The organism is Flavobacterium cucumis (assembly GCF_900148835.1).
In the GTDB taxonomy this organism is placed as follows: domain Bacteria; phylum Bacteroidota; class Bacteroidia; order Flavobacteriales; family Flavobacteriaceae; genus Flavobacterium; species Flavobacterium cucumis.
The window spans coordinates 38391-54885 of the sequence record NZ_FRYK01000005.1; the positions used below are offsets into that span (position 1 = coordinate 38391).

Genomic DNA, 16495 nt, shown 5'->3' on the forward strand with positions numbered 1-16495 from the left:
AAAATAGCCTTATATTTGAATATAAGGCTAAAGATGTTTTATTAGTTATTTCTTTTCAGGAAACGAAGCAATTACATTGCCATTGTCGTCAAAAAAATCAAGTTTTGCATGATTTTCTTTGTCGACATAAAACATGGCTTTAGGTTTTCCTTTATCGTCAAAAAGAAACAAACCATTGTTTTGACTTCTAGTTTTTCCAAGCATAATTCTAGGAACTCCTCCTATTAATCCTTGTGCTTCATACGCCTTAATTTTTTCTTCCATTGCTTTTGGGTCTTTTTGACCAAGTGCGTCCAACTCTTTCATTATTTCGGCAGTTTTGAGTTGACTTTCTTTAGCAGGACGATCGTTAAAAGCGAGACTACTACTCACATAACGCTTATCCCCTTTTTGATAATCTTGGGTTAACAATTGCATTACCTGATCGCCATCATATTGATCATACGTTAACGACAAACCACTACTATGTCCTTTTTCATTCTTTTGACCATCATAAATAAAGCCACCACATTCAATACCGTCTTCATTAAAAAAAAGCATTCCAGAACGTTTTTTTCTATTCTCATTCGTAGGACGATTGTTGATAAGCGTATTTCCATTTGGAAATTTAGCCACGTTGGTAATCACCATTTTTACGGTTCCATCTTTTTCAACGATGTTAATTCGCTCCACATCAATTTCGGTAAATTTTCGATTCCCTGATTTTTTAAAAGACATAGATCCGATAGTTAAAATACCAATTGCAGTAGCTGCAGCAAAGGTTCTTAAAAAAATTAATTCTCTGTTCATAGTTTCATGATTTTAGGTGATACATTCTTGATTACAGAGCAAAACTAGTAGATACCTCATTCCTAAAAAATCAAAAAATAAGGAACTAAGGAAAAAAAAGAATGAGCCAAGAATTTTTAGGATAAATGATTTTAGAGATTCGAATCAAGAGCTTTTAAACTTTCTTGGACTCCAGCGAATTTTCAAAACCTTATAAAGTATTTTGTCTAAAATGATATTCTTTTTATGTTTTGGAAGGACAATTAAAAAAGAAAAAGTGAAACCCAACAACCATTTGAAAAAAAGAATATTTTTCTTTAATTTTGTAAAAAAGTTAAAAATGAGTACGATAGAGAAAATTCAGGAAGAAATTTTGGTGGAAGAGGCTGTTGGAGTGAATCATGAAATCGTGTTGCACAATGATGATGTAAATACTTTTGACCACGTTATCGAAACGCTAATCAGAGTTTGTCAACACGATGAATTACAGGCCGAACAATGTGCTATTCTCGTGCATTATAAAGGAAAATGTACCGTAAAAACAGGTGCTTTAGACCTTCTAAAACCACAATGTACAGCACTGCTAGATGCTGGCCTAAGTGCTGAAATAATTTAAAAGTCCCTCGAAAGGGACTTTTTTTTACTTGTATATTCGTTCAATATCACGAATTTATTTTTTGAGCTGCGAGTGAACGAACTAATTAGTGAGGTAATTTATCTTTAACCAAACCATAAATATAAGTACCTAATAAGGCACCAATTAAAACAACGGCTATAGCATAGGTTCCCGTTCCTAGTAAAATAAAGATTGGTCCAGGGCAACTTCCTACTAAGGCCCAACCCAATCCAAACAGACTACCGCCCAATAAATAGCGCCAGAACCCTTTTTCTTTTTCCACTACATGAATAGGAGTTCCATGGTAATCTTTTACTTTTTTTCTCTTAAACAATTGAAGTCCAATAACCCCAGTAAACAATGCTGTTCCAATAATTCCAAACATGTGAAACGATTGAAAATGAAACATTTCATAAATACGATACCATGAAACGGCTTCCGCTTTAGTTAAAACAATTCCGAAGAAAATTCCAGTAAGAAAAAATCGTGCTAATTTCATGATTATGTAGTTTTAAAAAGGATAGGTAAAAGAAAATGGGCCATAAGTAATCCTCCAATGAAGAATCCGATAACCGCAACTAATGAAGGTAATTGTAAGTTACTCAACCCAGAAATAGCATGTCCTGAGGTACACCCTCCAGCATAACGCGTTCCAAATCCAATTAACAATCCGCCTATTAATAAAATAGCAAAACCTTTAGGAGTTTGTAACGTTTCAATACTAAAAATCGCATCCGGTAATAACTTTCCATTTGGAGCTTCTATACCCAAAACTTCTAACTGCGCAATCGTATCAGGATTGATTTGGACACCACTCCCATTAGATAAAAACTGATAGGCTAGAAATCCTCCAACAATAGCACCTGCAACAACAGCCAAACTCCATTTTTGCTCCCGCCAGTCAAACTTGAAAAAATCACTAAACTTTCCTGCGCCTGCCATACTACACAGGGTTCTAAGATTAGACGACATGCCAAAAGTCTTCCCAAAATAAGTCAAAACAAGCATGGTAATTCCAATTAAAAAACCGGAAATAGACCAATGCCATGTACCAAAAATAAATTCCATTTTTTACAATTTTTTACAAAAATAGAAATTAAGATTGGTTTTAGTAACTATTATAACATTTTTGGTTATTTTTGAAATCATAAATGAAAAGACTATAATGAAAAAGTTCAAAATTGAATTCAAATGGGCAATCATCATGCTCTTCTTTTATTTAGCATGGATGACTCTTGAAAAGCAATTAGGGTTTCACGATGAAAAAATCAAATGGCAAATGATTTTCACGATGTTGATCATTTTCCCAAATTTTCTACTTTATTATTTCGCTTTATCAGATAAAAAGAAAAACTATTATAAGGGCGAAATGAATTGGAAACAAGGATTTATTGCTGGTGTCGTTATATCGTTTATAGTGGTAATTTTAAGCCCTATAACACAATTCATAACGCATGAATTTATTACCCCTAACTATTTTGAAAAGTTAATTGCGCTCTCAGTAGAAAGCAAAAGGCTAACACTAGTGGAAGCACAGCGTTATTTTAATTTATCCGCCTATATATGGCAAAATATTTCGGGCGGACTTTCTTTTGGGGTGGTTACAGGGGCAATTGTTGCATACCTACTAAGACCTAAAACACCAACTACAATTCCTAATACAAAATGAAAATGAGAAAACTGTTTTCTGCAATTGGCTTTCTTTTACTAACAAGCTGCGTAAGTACCAAATCTACAATTAAGAACATCGACAATACCGCTGTTCGTCCTGCCGTAAAAGACAAAGCTTATGTCATAACAGAATATGCCGATGACAATAATTATGGATATGATCAGGATTATCCAATAAACATTGGATACATTCACGAGCGTCAGGAAGATATAAACATTCAGTATTATTTCAAGGGATTAGAAGGACCTAAAGGACAAAAAATAAGCTATAAAAAAATAGATACCTGTTGTCCTTTTCCTACCAAAAATAGCCTAATGGGTGCAGGAACTATCGGAATTTATGAAGTTACTTTTGAAGGAAATAATAAACCCATTATCCTGTATTTTAATTGTTATGAGAAAGGTAAAATCTTGTGTCCAAAAGGATTTACTATCAAAAAGACCAAATAAGAATTCCAAAACCCATTGGAAAATTAGTAGTTACTCCCATAGCATTATAAAAATATTTTTTATTTTAAGTAACATAAGTAACCTTTTAAACCACAGTTTGAAAGGTTTTTATTTTTATCTTTGCAACTTCAAAATCAACACATAATGAATTTAAACAACATTCCACAAATAAAGCATACCGATAGCGGAAACTTTTTTTTACTAGCAGGTCCTTGTGCCATCGAAGGAGAAGAAATGGCCTTACGTATTGCTGAAAAAATTGTTACGGTTACAGATAAACTTCAAATCCCTTACGTTTTCAAAGGTTCTTTCAAAAAAGCAAACCGCTCTAGAGTAGACAGTTTTACTGGAATCGGAGACGAAAAAGCATTAAAAATTCTTCAAAAAGTTTCCAAAGAATTTGGCGTTCCTACTGTAACAGACATTCATACCAATGAAGATGCTGCCATGGCTGCTGCTTATGTTGATATTTTACAAATTCCGGCATTTTTAGTTCGCCAAACCGACTTAGTTGTGGCTGCTGCCAATACAGGTAAAACGGTAAACCTGAAAAAAGGACAATTCATGAGTCCAGAAAGCATGAAACACGCGGTTCAAAAAGTAATCGATAGCAACAACCAAAATGTAATGGTAACCGACAGAGGTACCATGTTTGGCTATCAAGATATGATCGTTGACTTCAGGGGCATTCCTACTATGCAACAATATGCAACTACTGTATTAGATGTTACCCACTCTTTGCAACAACCCAATCAAACTACTGGAGTAACAGGGGGTCGTCCAGATATGATTGAAACCATAGCAAAAGCAGGGATTGCTGTAGGAGTAGACGGAATCTTTATCGAAACACATTTTGATCCTGCAAACGCTAAGAGCGATGGTGCTAATATGTTACATTTAGACTATTTTGAAGGTTTAATGACGAAATTAGTCGCAATCCGAAAAACCATTAATCAATTTTAATTTATCTTTTTAAAATCCCAAATGAAACATCCATTTTTAATGGCTGTACTATCTTTTTGTGTTTTTTCACAGTACACCTTTTCGCAAGAAACAGTTGAAAATCCTGAAAAATACACGAGCAAAAACAAAGGAAAATTCTTTATATTCTGGGGAGGTAACCGAGAATCTTATTCGAAATCAGACATTCGATTTAAAGGAGCCGATTATGATTTTACCTTGTATGACGTAACCGCTCATGACAAACCTAAAGGATGGCATATCGATTATTTTAATCCAGCGCGCATGACCATTCCTCAAACCAATTTAAGAATCGGCTACTTCATTTCTGATCATTACAACATCTCAATTGGTGTGGATCATATGAAATATGTTATGGATAATGATAGAAGGGTTAATTACAGTGGAAATTACCCAAATCCTGGAAGTTATAACGAAAATCCTGCTAATGGTCAATTAACTCTAGATGAAGCTTTTTTATTGTTTGAACACACTGATGGCTTAAATTATATCAATACCGAAATTGCACGTGTAGATGATATTTCCCATCTTTTTGGATTACCAAACACCGATAAATTTCAAATCAATTTAACCGAAGGTCTAGGTGCTGGTATTTTATTGCCGAAAACCAACGTTACACTTTTAGGAAAAGAACGTCACGATGATTTTAATGTTGCAGGTTTTGGTCTGTCGGCTAAAGCGGGTCTGAATTTTACTTTCTTCAAGCACTTTTTTGTACAAACCGAACTAAAAGGTGGTTTTATTGAAATGAATAATATCAGAACTACTCAAAGTAAAGCGGACAGCGCTGAACAGAACTTCTGGTTCTTCCAACAAATTATTACTGTGGGGGGAATCTTTAGATTATAAACAATCTTACTTGTTATAAAAGTTTTCCAAAAAAAAAGTCACGACATCTAAAATTAGCAGTCGTGACTTTTTTTATTTCCTGAATTTAAATTTATTGGTAAACGCGAATATAATCCATTACAAAATCCTGCGGAAAAATCGTATCATCAATTACTGGTCCCCCAAAATTACCACCAATAGCAACATTGATAATAAAGTAGAACGATTGATCATATGGCCAAGTAGCTTCATTCTTCTCCTCTGGCTGAAACGTATACACCAAAGCATCATCTACAAAAAAAGCAATTTTATCTGAGTTCCATTCTATGGCATAAACATGAAATCCTTCTTCAATAGCTTCAATTTTTGTTTTTTTAGTATTGATTGTATTCCCATGACTGGCTTGGGTATGCAATGAGGTAAAAATAATATCGGGCTCCTTACCCACATATTCTAAAATATCGATTTCACCACATTGGGGCCATCCCACTTCTGAAATATTGGCTCCTAACATCCAAAAAGCAGGCCATAAACCACTCCCAATTGGCAATTTTGCTCGAGCTTCGATTTTACCATATTGGAATTCTTTTTTGTCTTTTGTAGTGATACGTGTAGACGAATACACATTTCCTTCTTTCTTGGTTGTAATGGTTAAAAATCCGTTTTCTAATTTATGGTTGGTATCGGTGTAAAGCTGAGCTTCATTATTGCCCCATCCACATAAATTAGGACATCCGTCTCCTAATTCGAAATTCCAAATTTTCGGATCCAATTGGTTACCATCAAAATTTTCCTCCCAAACCAAATCATACTGTTTTTTTTGACCCAAACAAAAACCTGTTACCAGTAATAATCCCATTAAAACTTTCATAGTCCTAGTTATTAGTGTATTGGAAATTAGATGTTAAATTTTGATCCGAGCTTCCTCCTACAAATACCGTAAATTCTCCTTCCTCAGCTTCCCAACGATTGTTGGCAGTGTAAAAAGCAAGGGTACTCTCATCTATCGTAAAAGTAATCGTTTTAGTCTCATTAGCCGCTAGACTGACTAACTCAAACCCTTTTAGCTCCTTAACAGGACGTATATAACTACCTACTAAATCTCTAATATATAATTGCACTACTTCTTTTCCTGGAACATTGCTATTGTTTTTTAGCGTGACACTTACCTGAATGGAACCGTTTTTAGAAAAAGTAGTAGACGATAATTTTAAGTCTGTATACTCAAATTTGGAATAACTTAATCCATGACCAAAGGCATACAGCGGTGTGTTTTTTTCATCGATATAATGCGACCAAAAAACACTCTCAGGCTCATTCATTACAGGTCTTCCCGTATTTTTATGATTGTAATAAATAGGAACTTGACCGATATTTCTAGGAAAAGTCATTGGTAATTTTCCACTTGGATTATAATCTCCATACAATACCTGCGCAATGGCATTTCCACTTTGTGTACCCAAATGCCATGCCTCAACAATGGCTGGAATGTTTTCTGCAGCCCATGGAATTGCTAAAGGACGTCCATTCGTTAAAACCAAAACAATATTAGGATTTACTTCAGCAACTGCTTCTAATAATTGTTGTTGTACTCCGGGAAGTCCAAGATCAGCTCTACTTCTACCCTCTCCAGATTGCAAACCATGCTCTCCTAGAACCATTACCACAACATCTGCTTTTTTAGCCGTTTCTATTGCTTCAGCAAAGCCCGAAGTATCGGTCATGTTGATTTTGGTTTCCCACATAAATTGGGTTCTTCCAACAGCAACATCAGCTCCTTTAGCATACAACAATTCATTGTTGGGATATTTTTGCATTCCCTCCAATACCGAAACAGCAGTGTTATCATCAGCAGCAATACGCCAACTGCCTAGCGGACTTGTTTTGTCGTTTGCTAAGGCACCAATTAACGCAATTTTTTGTCCTGATTTTTTTAAGGGCAAAAGATGCGACTCATTTTTCAATAAAACGATTGATTTTTTCGCCATATCAAGAACACCCTCATGAAAATCAGGTTTTCCAACAGTAGCTTTTTCATAAGCTTCATCGCAATATTTATATGGGTTTTCAAAAAGGCCCAATTCAAATTTGGTTCGTAAAATTCTTCTCGCTGCATCATCAATATGTGCAACAGCTACTTTTCCTTCTTCCACTAAAGTGCGCAAGTGCGCAACATAAGCATACGATTCCATGTCCATATCCGACCCTGCATTTATAGCGATTTCAGCGGCTTGCTTGCTATCTTTTGCATAGCCATGAGGAATCATTTCATTGATCGAACCCCAATCGGAAACCACAAAACCATCAAACTTCCAATCCTCTTTTAACAAATCGCGTTGTAAAAAAGCGCTACCAGTAGCAGGAATTCCATTCAAATCGTTAAAAGAATTCATAAACGTTTTTACCCCAGCGGCAACAGAGGCCTTAAACGGTGGTAATATAACATTATGTAATATTTCGTCGCTTACAAAAACGGTATTGTAATCCCTACCCGATTCTGCAAAACCATAACCTGCAAAGTGTTTGGCACATGCCAGTATGCTTTTATTGGAAGATAAATCGCCTTGAAATCCTTCAATTCGAGCTATCGCTATTAAACTTCCCAAATACGGATCTTCTCCAGCTCCTTCCATGGAACGCCCCCATCTTGCGTCACGTGAAATATCAACCATAGGAGCAAATGTCCAGTTAATTCCCACCGCAGCTGACTCTTCAGCAGCAATAGCTGCCGATTTTTTTATCGCTTCTAAATCCCAGCTAGCAGCTTCTGCCAGAGGAATTGGACTTATTGTTTTATAGCCATGAACAACATCAAATCCAAAAAGCAAAGGAATTCCCAGTCGGGTTTGCTCTACTGCGATTTTTTGTAACGCATAAACATCTTTAACTCCCTTAACATTGAGCATAGAGCCTACCAAGCCATTCTTTAAATCTTCATACTTTTTGGCTGCTTGTCCTTCTTTAGGAGCAGGACCCGTAACATCCCAAAAGCCATTGTACTGATTCAATTGGCCTATTTTTTCCTCTAATGTCATCAATTGCATGACAGAATCTACTTTTTGATCAATACTATCAAATTCTTTTGAAGCCATAACTCGTTTAGGAGCATTACAAGCAAAAGACAGCAAAAGTAGTAGGATTAAACTGTAGTATATTGGTTTTTTCTTCATTATAATCATTTCAGAAGTGTAAAAAATCAAATAACAAGAAGGTAAACCTTACTATTTACCTTCTTGCAAATGAACTAACTATATAAAAAACTATTGGTAAACTCTCACATAGTCAATCTCCATTGTAGATTGCGCAAAAGCAGGATCAATAGCGCCTCCAAAAGTTCCTCCCATAGCCACATTAAAGATTAAGAAGAAATCACTATTAAAAGGCAAGGTGTTGTTGTTTGCTATGGAATGAAACAATACGTCATCCACATAGAATTGAATTGTAGTAGGACTCCAAATTGCCTTATAAACATGAAACGCTGAAGATGCATTAGCGACCGTGGTAGTATTTGTTGGTCCATTACCTCCAAAGTTACCTGGATAATGAACAGTTGCATGAATCACATTTGGTACATTCCCCTTGTGTTCCATAATATCAATTTCACCACAACCTGGCCATGTATTGGTAGCGTAATCCTCGCCCAACATCCAAATAGCAGGCCAAGTACCGCCTCCAGAAGGCAATTTTGCTCTTACTTCTACTTTACCATAGGTGAATTCAAATTTGTTTTCCGATTTAATACGTGCTGATGTATAGTTTGAACCACTAAAATTCTCCGCTCTAGCAGTTATTTTTAAACTTCCATCTTCTACAATTACATTAGAAGCTCTATCTGTGTAGTGTTGGGACTCACTATTGCCCCAACCCCCAGCACCTAAATCATAACCCCAATTGGTTGCACTAGGAGCACCATTGGTATTAAATTCGTCTGACCAAACTAAATTAGTATAATCAGTTGCTGGTGTCTGAACCGGACGTGTGGTTGTGAAAGTATGGTACCAAGCCAAATCTGGATTTCCTCCCATTACGGCACGAACCGTCATTCTATTTTCTGTAATTGATAATATTTCATAAGAACTTTGTCCAATGTAATAGCCCATAAAGCCATTATCTGAAAAATTCAGCATCGTTCCTCTAGTTTGATTAGGAACACCATTTGCAACGACAACCGATTCAGACGGACTCAACAATACTGTCTTTTGACCCGATGTATCATAATTGTAACAAAAATCGGTTCCCGCACTACCACCAGCCACGCCTTGAAAATCAACATTGAAAAAGGTTTGTCCTCCATTGTCCAATTCATATTTCAAATCTCCATTTGCATCCAATGAAAATGTCAGTACATTTTCATACAAACAACTGCTATCTGGACTTCCCGCTTTCTCCCAAGCGGTAGCCTGATAATAAGCGGCATAATAGTTTTGTGATGCATCCCCATTGTTTGGACCCACTCCCAAATGTCCTGGCTCTGAAGCAGACCAGTACCAGTTTTTCTGAGTACCTCCCGTTAAAAAGGCTACTGCCTGTGCATCCGTAAAATCACTTCTAACTTCAATGGTTAGTGTCGTTATTGACGTTAATCCTCCTCTACCAGAAGCAATTACGGTTACATCGTATTCATTAATGCCCGTACGAGTAAATCGCTTGTTATAGGCTCCACTAGGAGCATTTTGTGAAGTACCATCATTGAAAATGTATTTGTAGGAAATAGCATTATCTGCTTTTGCCGAAAAGGCTACAATTCCCGATCCATCTCCATAGGGATTCGAAGCGTCTTGACCTTGAATCTCAAAATCTACCACAAAATTAGAGGGTGCTGACAAATCCCCTATCGATTTATCATCTTCTTGACAATTTACTAAAAACAACATTGTTGTAATCAGTAAAAGTATTTTATTTATTTTTTTCATAACTGTTGTTTTTTTAATTATGGAAATACACATTATCCACATAAACGGTATTATTTCCTGTAGGCGCACCAACAAAAATCAATTGTGCTATATTCGCTCTCGATGTCAGTCCTGTAAAATCAGACAACGGAATATCTAAACTAATCCAACTGCCTTGGGCTGGTGCTGCAATTGTAATCTCGTGCTCGGTATCATCTCCTCCTTGAAAAACTCCATTAGGACCAAAATCGACCAATTTAATTTTAAACTCTGTAAAATCAGCCGACCATACATCTACATGAAAATGCGTCATTGCTGTTGCATTGATTTGACTAGAAGTAGTTTCAACCCCTACAAAGTTTAATTCGCTGTATTTTTTTACTGCATTTCCTGCTACTGAAACCTCTTCTAAAGTAGCTGAAGACCAACTGGTTCTCCAAGTATCTACCGCTACATTGGTATACGCATCACTAAACATAGCAATTACATTTGCAGCAGGTAGCGTTGGTGTTGGTGCCGCTGTAGTTAAAGTTGGCAATTCATTATAAAAATATACGTTATCTACATAAACAGTAGTGTTTCCTGAGGGTGCTCCCACAAAAATTAATTGTGCAATATTGCTTCTAGTAGTTAAACCTGTAAAACTACTTAAAGGAATATCCAAAGGCACCCACTCCTCTTGTGCTGGGGAAGGTATTGTAATTTCATGTTCAACATCATCTCCTCCACCAAAAGAACCATCAGCACCAAAGTCAACCAGTTTTACTTTGAATTCGGTAAAATCTGAAGACCAAATATCCGTGTGAAAATGAGTCATAGCAGCAGCATCAATAGGAGTTGTAGTAGCTTCAATACCAACAAAATTCAAATTGCTGTATTTTTTAGTAGCATTTCCCGAAATAGAAATCTCTTCCAAATCCGCACTAGACCAAGAAGTTCTCCAAGTATCTACAGCAACATTTGTATAGGCATCACTAAACATTGAAATGACGTTAGCCGCCGGTAATGTAGGCGTTGGCGCAGCAAATAAATTTGTAATCACCACATTTTCTGTATATTCTGTTGTGGCAACTCCACCACTCAAAGCAACTACACGAATAGGATAGGTTCCTGGAGCAGCATATGTATAAGTGATTGTTTCATTTTCCATAAAATCAACAGGAACTTCATTAGCTACTTCACCAAAATAAACTCTGAAAAAAGTTTCCAAGTTCGCTTCAGCTGTAACACTTACAGTTAAATTAGGACCAGGAACAATCGTAACATTCAAATCTGTAGGAGGAAGAAAAGAGACTGTTAATTGTTGGATCGTTTCGGTTTTAGTTCCATCCAATGTTACCCCAACAATTTTAACTTCATATACCCCTTCTTCATAAGTGTGTGTATACGTATTTCCTACACTAACAATTGCAGGTGCAACGGTTCCATCTCCAAAATAAATCTCAAATTGGGTTACGCCATTTCCTTTGGGTAAAAAAGTAACGTCCCCAGAATTATCTTGCTTAATGGTCATCAAAGCGCCAATATCGGTAGGAGCACTGATGCTGTCTAAATTAGTACCATCATCTTCGTTACTACATCCTGCAAAAAAGGAAATAACAAAAAGAAGGAACAGGTGTTTAAAATTCTTCATATAGCTATTTTTTTAGTAATTATTATTTTGTTGCCAATTGCCATTCGAAAACTGTATCTCTTCAAACGGGATTGGAAATACTTCGTGTTTGTTTGGTGTAAAGCCCGTAATAGCAGCTGCTGCTCTATTGGTTCTAACCAAATCAAAAAAGCGATGGCCTTCTCCAATAAATTCATATCTTCTTTCCGCTAAAATAAAATCTGTTAAAGCCGCACCTGATGCCGCGATATCATGATTTAAATCCCCAAAAGCTCTTCGTCTCACTTCATTAAGATAGGTTCTGGCTTTTCCATCATCAATTCCTCCTCTATTAAAAGCTTCTGCTGCCATTAACAAAACATCAGCATAGCGAATCGCTCTATAGTTGTTTGGATTGGTCAAGTTTTGATCCCCAAGATTGGCATCTCCATCTCTTGGTAAATATTTTCTATTGTAAAATCCTGTATGTTTATACCCTACTCCAAAAGTAGCTCCTGTAGCCAGTGCCCATGCTTCAATGTCTAGGATGGCAACATCTCTTCTATTGTCGCCAATCTCAAATGCATCATAAGCAGCTTGTGTAGGCAAATTAAAACTAAACCCTGAATCAAATAAAGGACCATTGTAATTACGGATTCCATTAAATCCTACCGCTACATTTCCTTCACTACATTGCAAACAACCAAATCCTGCACCTTCAGCATCCGAATATTGTACTTCAAATACCGATTCTGGTCCGTTTTCTCCTGCATTTTCAAATATGCTATTGTAATTAGAAACTAAAGAATAATTACCCGATTCAATAACATCTTCTAAAACATTAGCAGCATCCACAAATTTATTTTGATACAAATAGGCTTTTCCTAACAAAGCTTGAGCAGCTCCTTTAGTAGCACGCCCCGTTTCAGAGGCAACTTCATTTAAATTATTAATCGCGTAAATTAAGTCCGACTCAATAACCGCATAAACATCTGCTACTGGCGAACGTGGTATTGTTTTTTCATCGCCTAATTTAAAACGTGCGTCACCTTTTAATGGAATTGGTCCAAACCATTTTACCAATTCAAAATGATAATACGCACGTAAAAATCGAGCTTCAGCGATGACTTGCTCTTTTCCTTCGAAATCGGTTTTATCTTTAAATTCTAAAATGTAATTGGCTCTGTTTACACCCGCAAACATCCAATTCCAAATGTCTTTCAAATTACTATTTACGGGATTGTGAATCATTTCATCAATTTGCTGAAATCCAATGACATCATTAGCACTCTCACCACCTGAAACGGTATTATCAGACGCAATCTCACCCAACAATACATTCACATAACTCGATTGCAACAGGTCGTAAGCTGCGATTAACGCCTTGTTATAATCCTCTTCCGAATTAAAATAATTTTCCGAATCAATCGAATATACGGGTTCTCTATCTACAAAACTATCCGTACAAGAAATAAGGATTACCGATAGAAGGAATAGTGTTACACTTGATTTTATAATATACTTTTTCATGATTTCATTTTTAAAAGTTAACATTCACACCTAAAATAAATGTTCTGGGAACTGGATAGAATCCGGGATCTATTCCACCACCTATAGGAGCACCATTAGTAGCAGCAGGATCAAATCCTCTGTATTTTGTAAACGTATAAATGTTGTTAACACTGGTATACAAACGAAGTTTGCTAATGCCTACTTTTTGAGTAACGTCTACTGGTAAAGTATAGCCCAATTGTACATTTTGAATTCTCAAAAAGGAAGCGTCTTCCACAAAATAGCTAGAAAATAAATTGTTGTTACTAGCGCCAGTTGTTACCCTTGGTACCGAATTGCTGGTTCCTTCTCCTGTCCATCGGTCCAACACATAATTAAGTCGGTTTACGTCGGTTAATGAGCGTTCGTAATTGCGCACCATATCATTACCCAGAGATGCATAAGAATACGCTGCAAAATCAAAGTTTTTATAATTTAAAGTGAAATTAAAACCCATAGTAACATCGGCAATAGGATCTCCAATGTTGGTTCTATCTCTCAAATCGATTACACCATCGTTGTTAACATCTTTAAATCGAATATCTCCAGGTGCCGTTGCAGATCCAAGTGCGGCTTGAGATGGATGCGCATCGATCTCCGCTTGGTTTTGAAATATTCCATCCATTTGTAGTCCGTAAAAATAACCTATAGGCAATCCTTCTTGCATTCTTGCAGGAGGTAATTGTCCCACACCAAAACCACCACCTTCTAAAAAGCCGCTATCATTGTTAACTTCCAAAACCTTATTTTGAATAGTAGTTACGTTGTAGCCCACTTTAAATCTTAAATTGTCATTTATTTTGTCTTCGTAATCGATAGCCAATTCCAATCCTCTATTTTCAACTGCACCAGCGTTTATGGTAGGTGAACCAGAACCAGGAGCAAATACGCCACTTATTCCTGAGACAGGAATGTTTCCAATCAATAAGTTATCTCGTTTATCTATAAAATAATCAGCTATAATATTCACTTTGTTTTCAAACATTTTCACGTCTAACCCCACGTCAAACTTCTTTGCCTCTTCCCATTGTAATTTAGGATTAGGCAATGCGCCAACCGCGACACCATTTACTAGAGTTCCGTTAAATACATACATTCCTTCCCCACTTAGAGAACCTACATAGCCATTATTTCGGATTTGGTCGTTTCCTAAGACCCCATAACTAGCTCTTAATTTTAAGAAATTTAAAGTTTTTGATTCTTTAAAGAAATTTTCGTCTGAGATTACCCATCCCGTGGTTATGGAAGGAAAAATCGCAACACGATTATCGGGTCCAAATTTGGTGGATAAATCTCTTCTAATAGCAGCTGTTAACAAATATTTGCCTTTGTAAGCATATTCTAAAAACCCGAAGAAGGACAAACGTCTTTCGTCATAAGCATAAGCACTTACATCTCTACCCCCATCCGGACTAGTTCCTAAAGCCAAACTAAGATCTGCGTTGGCCCAAGAATTATTTGGTACATCAAAACCGGTTGCAAACAAACCTGTTCCATATTGTTTGTAAACGGTTGTTCCTAAGGTAGTTTTGAATTTATGTGCCTCGAAAAGTGTTTTAGTATACTCTCCAAAAAAATCAAAAGTGTAGTCGTTGTCATTAATTCGGTTTTGAGAAACACTGCTTCGGGTTACATCAAAAACTTTTCCTCCATAAGACACTTCTTTTGCAAAAGATTTACCATCACTGTTTGCGGTGTTGAATCCCATTCTTGCAATGACTTTTAAATCACTAAACACCTCATAATCAAAACGAACATTACCATTAAATTTCTTTAATTTGTAGTCGTTATAGGTGTTCTCTAGCTGTGCTAAAGGATTAATAATTTCAATTCCATATCCGGTGTTGGGAATTAACGTAAAATCGCCATTAGTATCATAAACCGAAAAAGTGGAAGGGATATTGATTGCATTGAATAAAACAGAACCTAATCCTGCATCATTAAAAGCATCTCTATCTAGATAGGTGTAAATTAAATTGGTAGAAAATTTGATTTTATCGGACAAATCTGCATTCAATGAAAATCGAGCCGTATTTCGTTTATAATCAGCTTTTGATCCTCCAATAATACCTTGTTGATACAAATCGGAAGCACTAAAAGAATAAGCCATTTTTTCAGCTCCACCCGTAAAACTAAATTCATTACTAGTAATTGGGGCTTGATTGAACAATTCATTTTGCCAATCTGTTCCTGTTCCAAGACCGCTTACATTTGGATAAGGAATGGTTTGGCCTCCATTTGCGTAACTTTCATTCAAAAGTAAAGCATATTCAGTGGCATTCAACAGATTTAATTTTTTCGTAGTCTCTTGAAAACCAGTATAACTATTTAATGTAACTTTAGTTTTTGCATTTCGCTTGCCAGACTTTGTAGTAACTACAACAACACCATTTGCTCCAATTGTACCGTAAATAGCAGCTTGTGCATCTTTCAAAATAACTATAGATTCTATATCATCTGGACTTAAAACACTTAAATCGCCTTGATATCCATCAATAATTACATAAGGACCATTGACTCCATTAGAGGAAATTCCCCTAATTCTTATATCAAAACCAGCACCAGGAGCACCAGATTGTTGTGTAACTACAACTCCCGAAACCGTACCTTGAAGGGCTTGTTCTGCTTTTATGGGCTTTAATTCTTCAATTGTTTTACTTGATAACACCGCAACAGCTCCAGTTATATCTCTTTTCTTTTGTGAAGTATAACCTAGAACAACCACTTCTTCAAGCCCTTTAGTCTCTTCTTCTAGTCGAATGACTACAGAAGGATTATCTGAAACTAAAAACTCTAAGGTCTTAAACCCTACATAACTAAAAACTAAGGTTTGTCCCTTTGAAACTTTGGGAAATTGAAAATTACCATCAAAATCTGATGTCGTTCCCGTTTTTGAATTTTTCAAGACAACACTCACTCCTACTAGAGGATCGCCTGAGTTTGCATCTTGAATAACTCCTTTTAAATCAAACGTTTGAGAAAACCCCAAACCTGATAATAATAAGAGTGAGAGTAATACTAATTTAGATCTCATAATTTATTTTGTTTTTGGTATTATAAAAATATGAGTATCCTTTTTATTAAAATCAAAATTAGCCTCAACAAAAAACATACATTTTCAAAAAAAGAAGACAAAATTTTAATTAT

Annotated in this window: 14 protein-coding genes; 5 read left to right on the forward strand and 9 right to left on the reverse strand. The window is 36.1% G+C overall.

All coding sequences use genetic code 11. The annotated features are described in order from the left end of the window. Positions 1 to 45: 45 nt before the first annotated feature. Positions 46 to 789 (reverse strand): hypothetical protein, encoded by a 744-nt coding sequence (locus BUE95_RS11580; RefSeq protein ID WP_073584685.1) that lies wholly within the window; start codon positions 787 to 789, stop codon positions 46 to 48. Positions 790 to 1108: 319 nt separating this feature from the next. Here BUE95_RS11580 and BUE95_RS11585 point away from each other — a divergent pair, with 319 nt between their 5' ends. Continuing rightward, positions 1109 to 1384 (forward strand): ATP-dependent Clp protease adaptor ClpS, encoded by a 276-nt coding sequence (locus tag BUE95_RS11585; RefSeq protein WP_073584902.1) that lies wholly within the window; start codon positions 1109 to 1111, stop codon positions 1382 to 1384. An 85-nt stretch (positions 1385 to 1469) separates the two neighbouring features. Here the strand turns inward: BUE95_RS11585 and BUE95_RS11590 are convergent, their stop codons facing one another. Both BUE95_RS11590 and BUE95_RS11595 read right to left on the reverse strand, forming a co-directional pair. Next, positions 1470 to 1883, reverse strand: coding sequence for a DUF6691 family protein (locus BUE95_RS11590; protein WP_073584687.1), 414 nt, complete (start codon positions 1881 to 1883; stop codon positions 1470 to 1472). A 2-nt stretch (positions 1884 to 1885) separates the two neighbouring features. Beyond that, positions 1886 to 2452 carry a YeeE/YedE family protein gene (locus tag BUE95_RS11595; protein ID WP_073584689.1) on the reverse strand — a complete coding sequence of 189 codons (567 nt, stop codon included), beginning with the start codon at positions 2450 to 2452 and terminating at the stop codon, positions 1886 to 1888. A gap of 97 nt (positions 2453 to 2549) precedes the next feature. Between BUE95_RS11595 and BUE95_RS11600 the strand changes: the two genes are divergently transcribed. From BUE95_RS11600 to BUE95_RS11615, 4 genes are all read left to right on the forward strand, one after another. Beyond that, on the forward strand, positions 2550 to 3053 hold the full coding sequence (locus tag BUE95_RS11600) for a DUF4199 domain-containing protein (protein ID WP_073584691.1): 504 nt from the start codon (positions 2550 to 2552) through the stop codon (positions 3051 to 3053). After that, positions 3050 to 3505: a 2-dehydro-3-deoxyphosphooctonate aldolase gene (locus BUE95_RS11605; protein WP_073584693.1), complete on the forward strand. Its 456-nt coding sequence runs from the start codon at positions 3050 to 3052 to the stop codon at positions 3503 to 3505. Before BUE95_RS11600 ends, BUE95_RS11605 begins: the two co-directional genes overlap by 4 nt. 144 nt (positions 3506 to 3649) lie before the next feature. Continuing rightward, positions 3650 to 4468 carry a 3-deoxy-8-phosphooctulonate synthase gene (gene kdsA, locus BUE95_RS11610; protein WP_073584695.1) on the forward strand — a complete coding sequence of 273 codons (819 nt, stop codon included), beginning with the start codon at positions 3650 to 3652 and terminating at the stop codon, positions 4466 to 4468. 21 nt (positions 4469 to 4489) lie between these two features. Next, positions 4490 to 5335: a hypothetical protein gene (locus BUE95_RS11615; protein ID WP_073584697.1), complete on the forward strand. Its 846-nt coding sequence runs from the start codon at positions 4490 to 4492 to the stop codon at positions 5333 to 5335. 91 nt (positions 5336 to 5426) lie between these two features. Here the strand turns inward: BUE95_RS11615 and BUE95_RS11620 are convergent, their stop codons facing one another. The 6 genes from BUE95_RS11620 to BUE95_RS11645 form a co-directional block, all read right to left on the reverse strand. After that, on the reverse strand, positions 5427 to 6185 hold the full coding sequence (locus BUE95_RS11620; RefSeq protein ID WP_073584699.1) for a glycoside hydrolase family 16 protein: 759 nt from the start codon (positions 6183 to 6185) through the stop codon (positions 5427 to 5429). 4 nt (positions 6186 to 6189) lie between these two features. Then, entirely contained in the window at positions 6190 to 8484 is a 2295-nt protein-coding gene (gene bglX, locus BUE95_RS11625) for a beta-glucosidase BglX (RefSeq protein ID WP_073584701.1), read from the reverse strand. Positions 8485 to 8574: 90 nt separating this feature from the next. Next, complete coding sequence (locus tag BUE95_RS11630) at positions 8575 to 10227, reverse strand: glycoside hydrolase family 16 protein (protein ID WP_073584904.1); 1653 nt, start codon at positions 10225 to 10227, stop codon at positions 8575 to 8577. A gap of 13 nt (positions 10228 to 10240) precedes the next feature. Next, a complete protein-coding gene (locus tag BUE95_RS11635; protein ID WP_073584703.1) occupies positions 10241 to 11839 on the reverse strand; it encodes a hypothetical protein in 1599 nt (532 codons plus the stop codon). Positions 11840 to 11851: 12 nt separating this feature from the next. Beyond that, complete coding sequence (locus BUE95_RS11640; RefSeq protein WP_073584906.1) at positions 11852 to 13327, reverse strand: RagB/SusD family nutrient uptake outer membrane protein; 1476 nt, start codon at positions 13325 to 13327, stop codon at positions 11852 to 11854. Positions 13328 to 13337: 10 nt separating this feature from the next. Beyond that, a complete protein-coding gene (locus BUE95_RS11645) occupies positions 13338 to 16382 on the reverse strand; it encodes a SusC/RagA family TonB-linked outer membrane protein (protein ID WP_073584705.1) in 3045 nt (1014 codons plus the stop codon). Positions 16383 to 16495 lie beyond the last annotated feature (113 nt).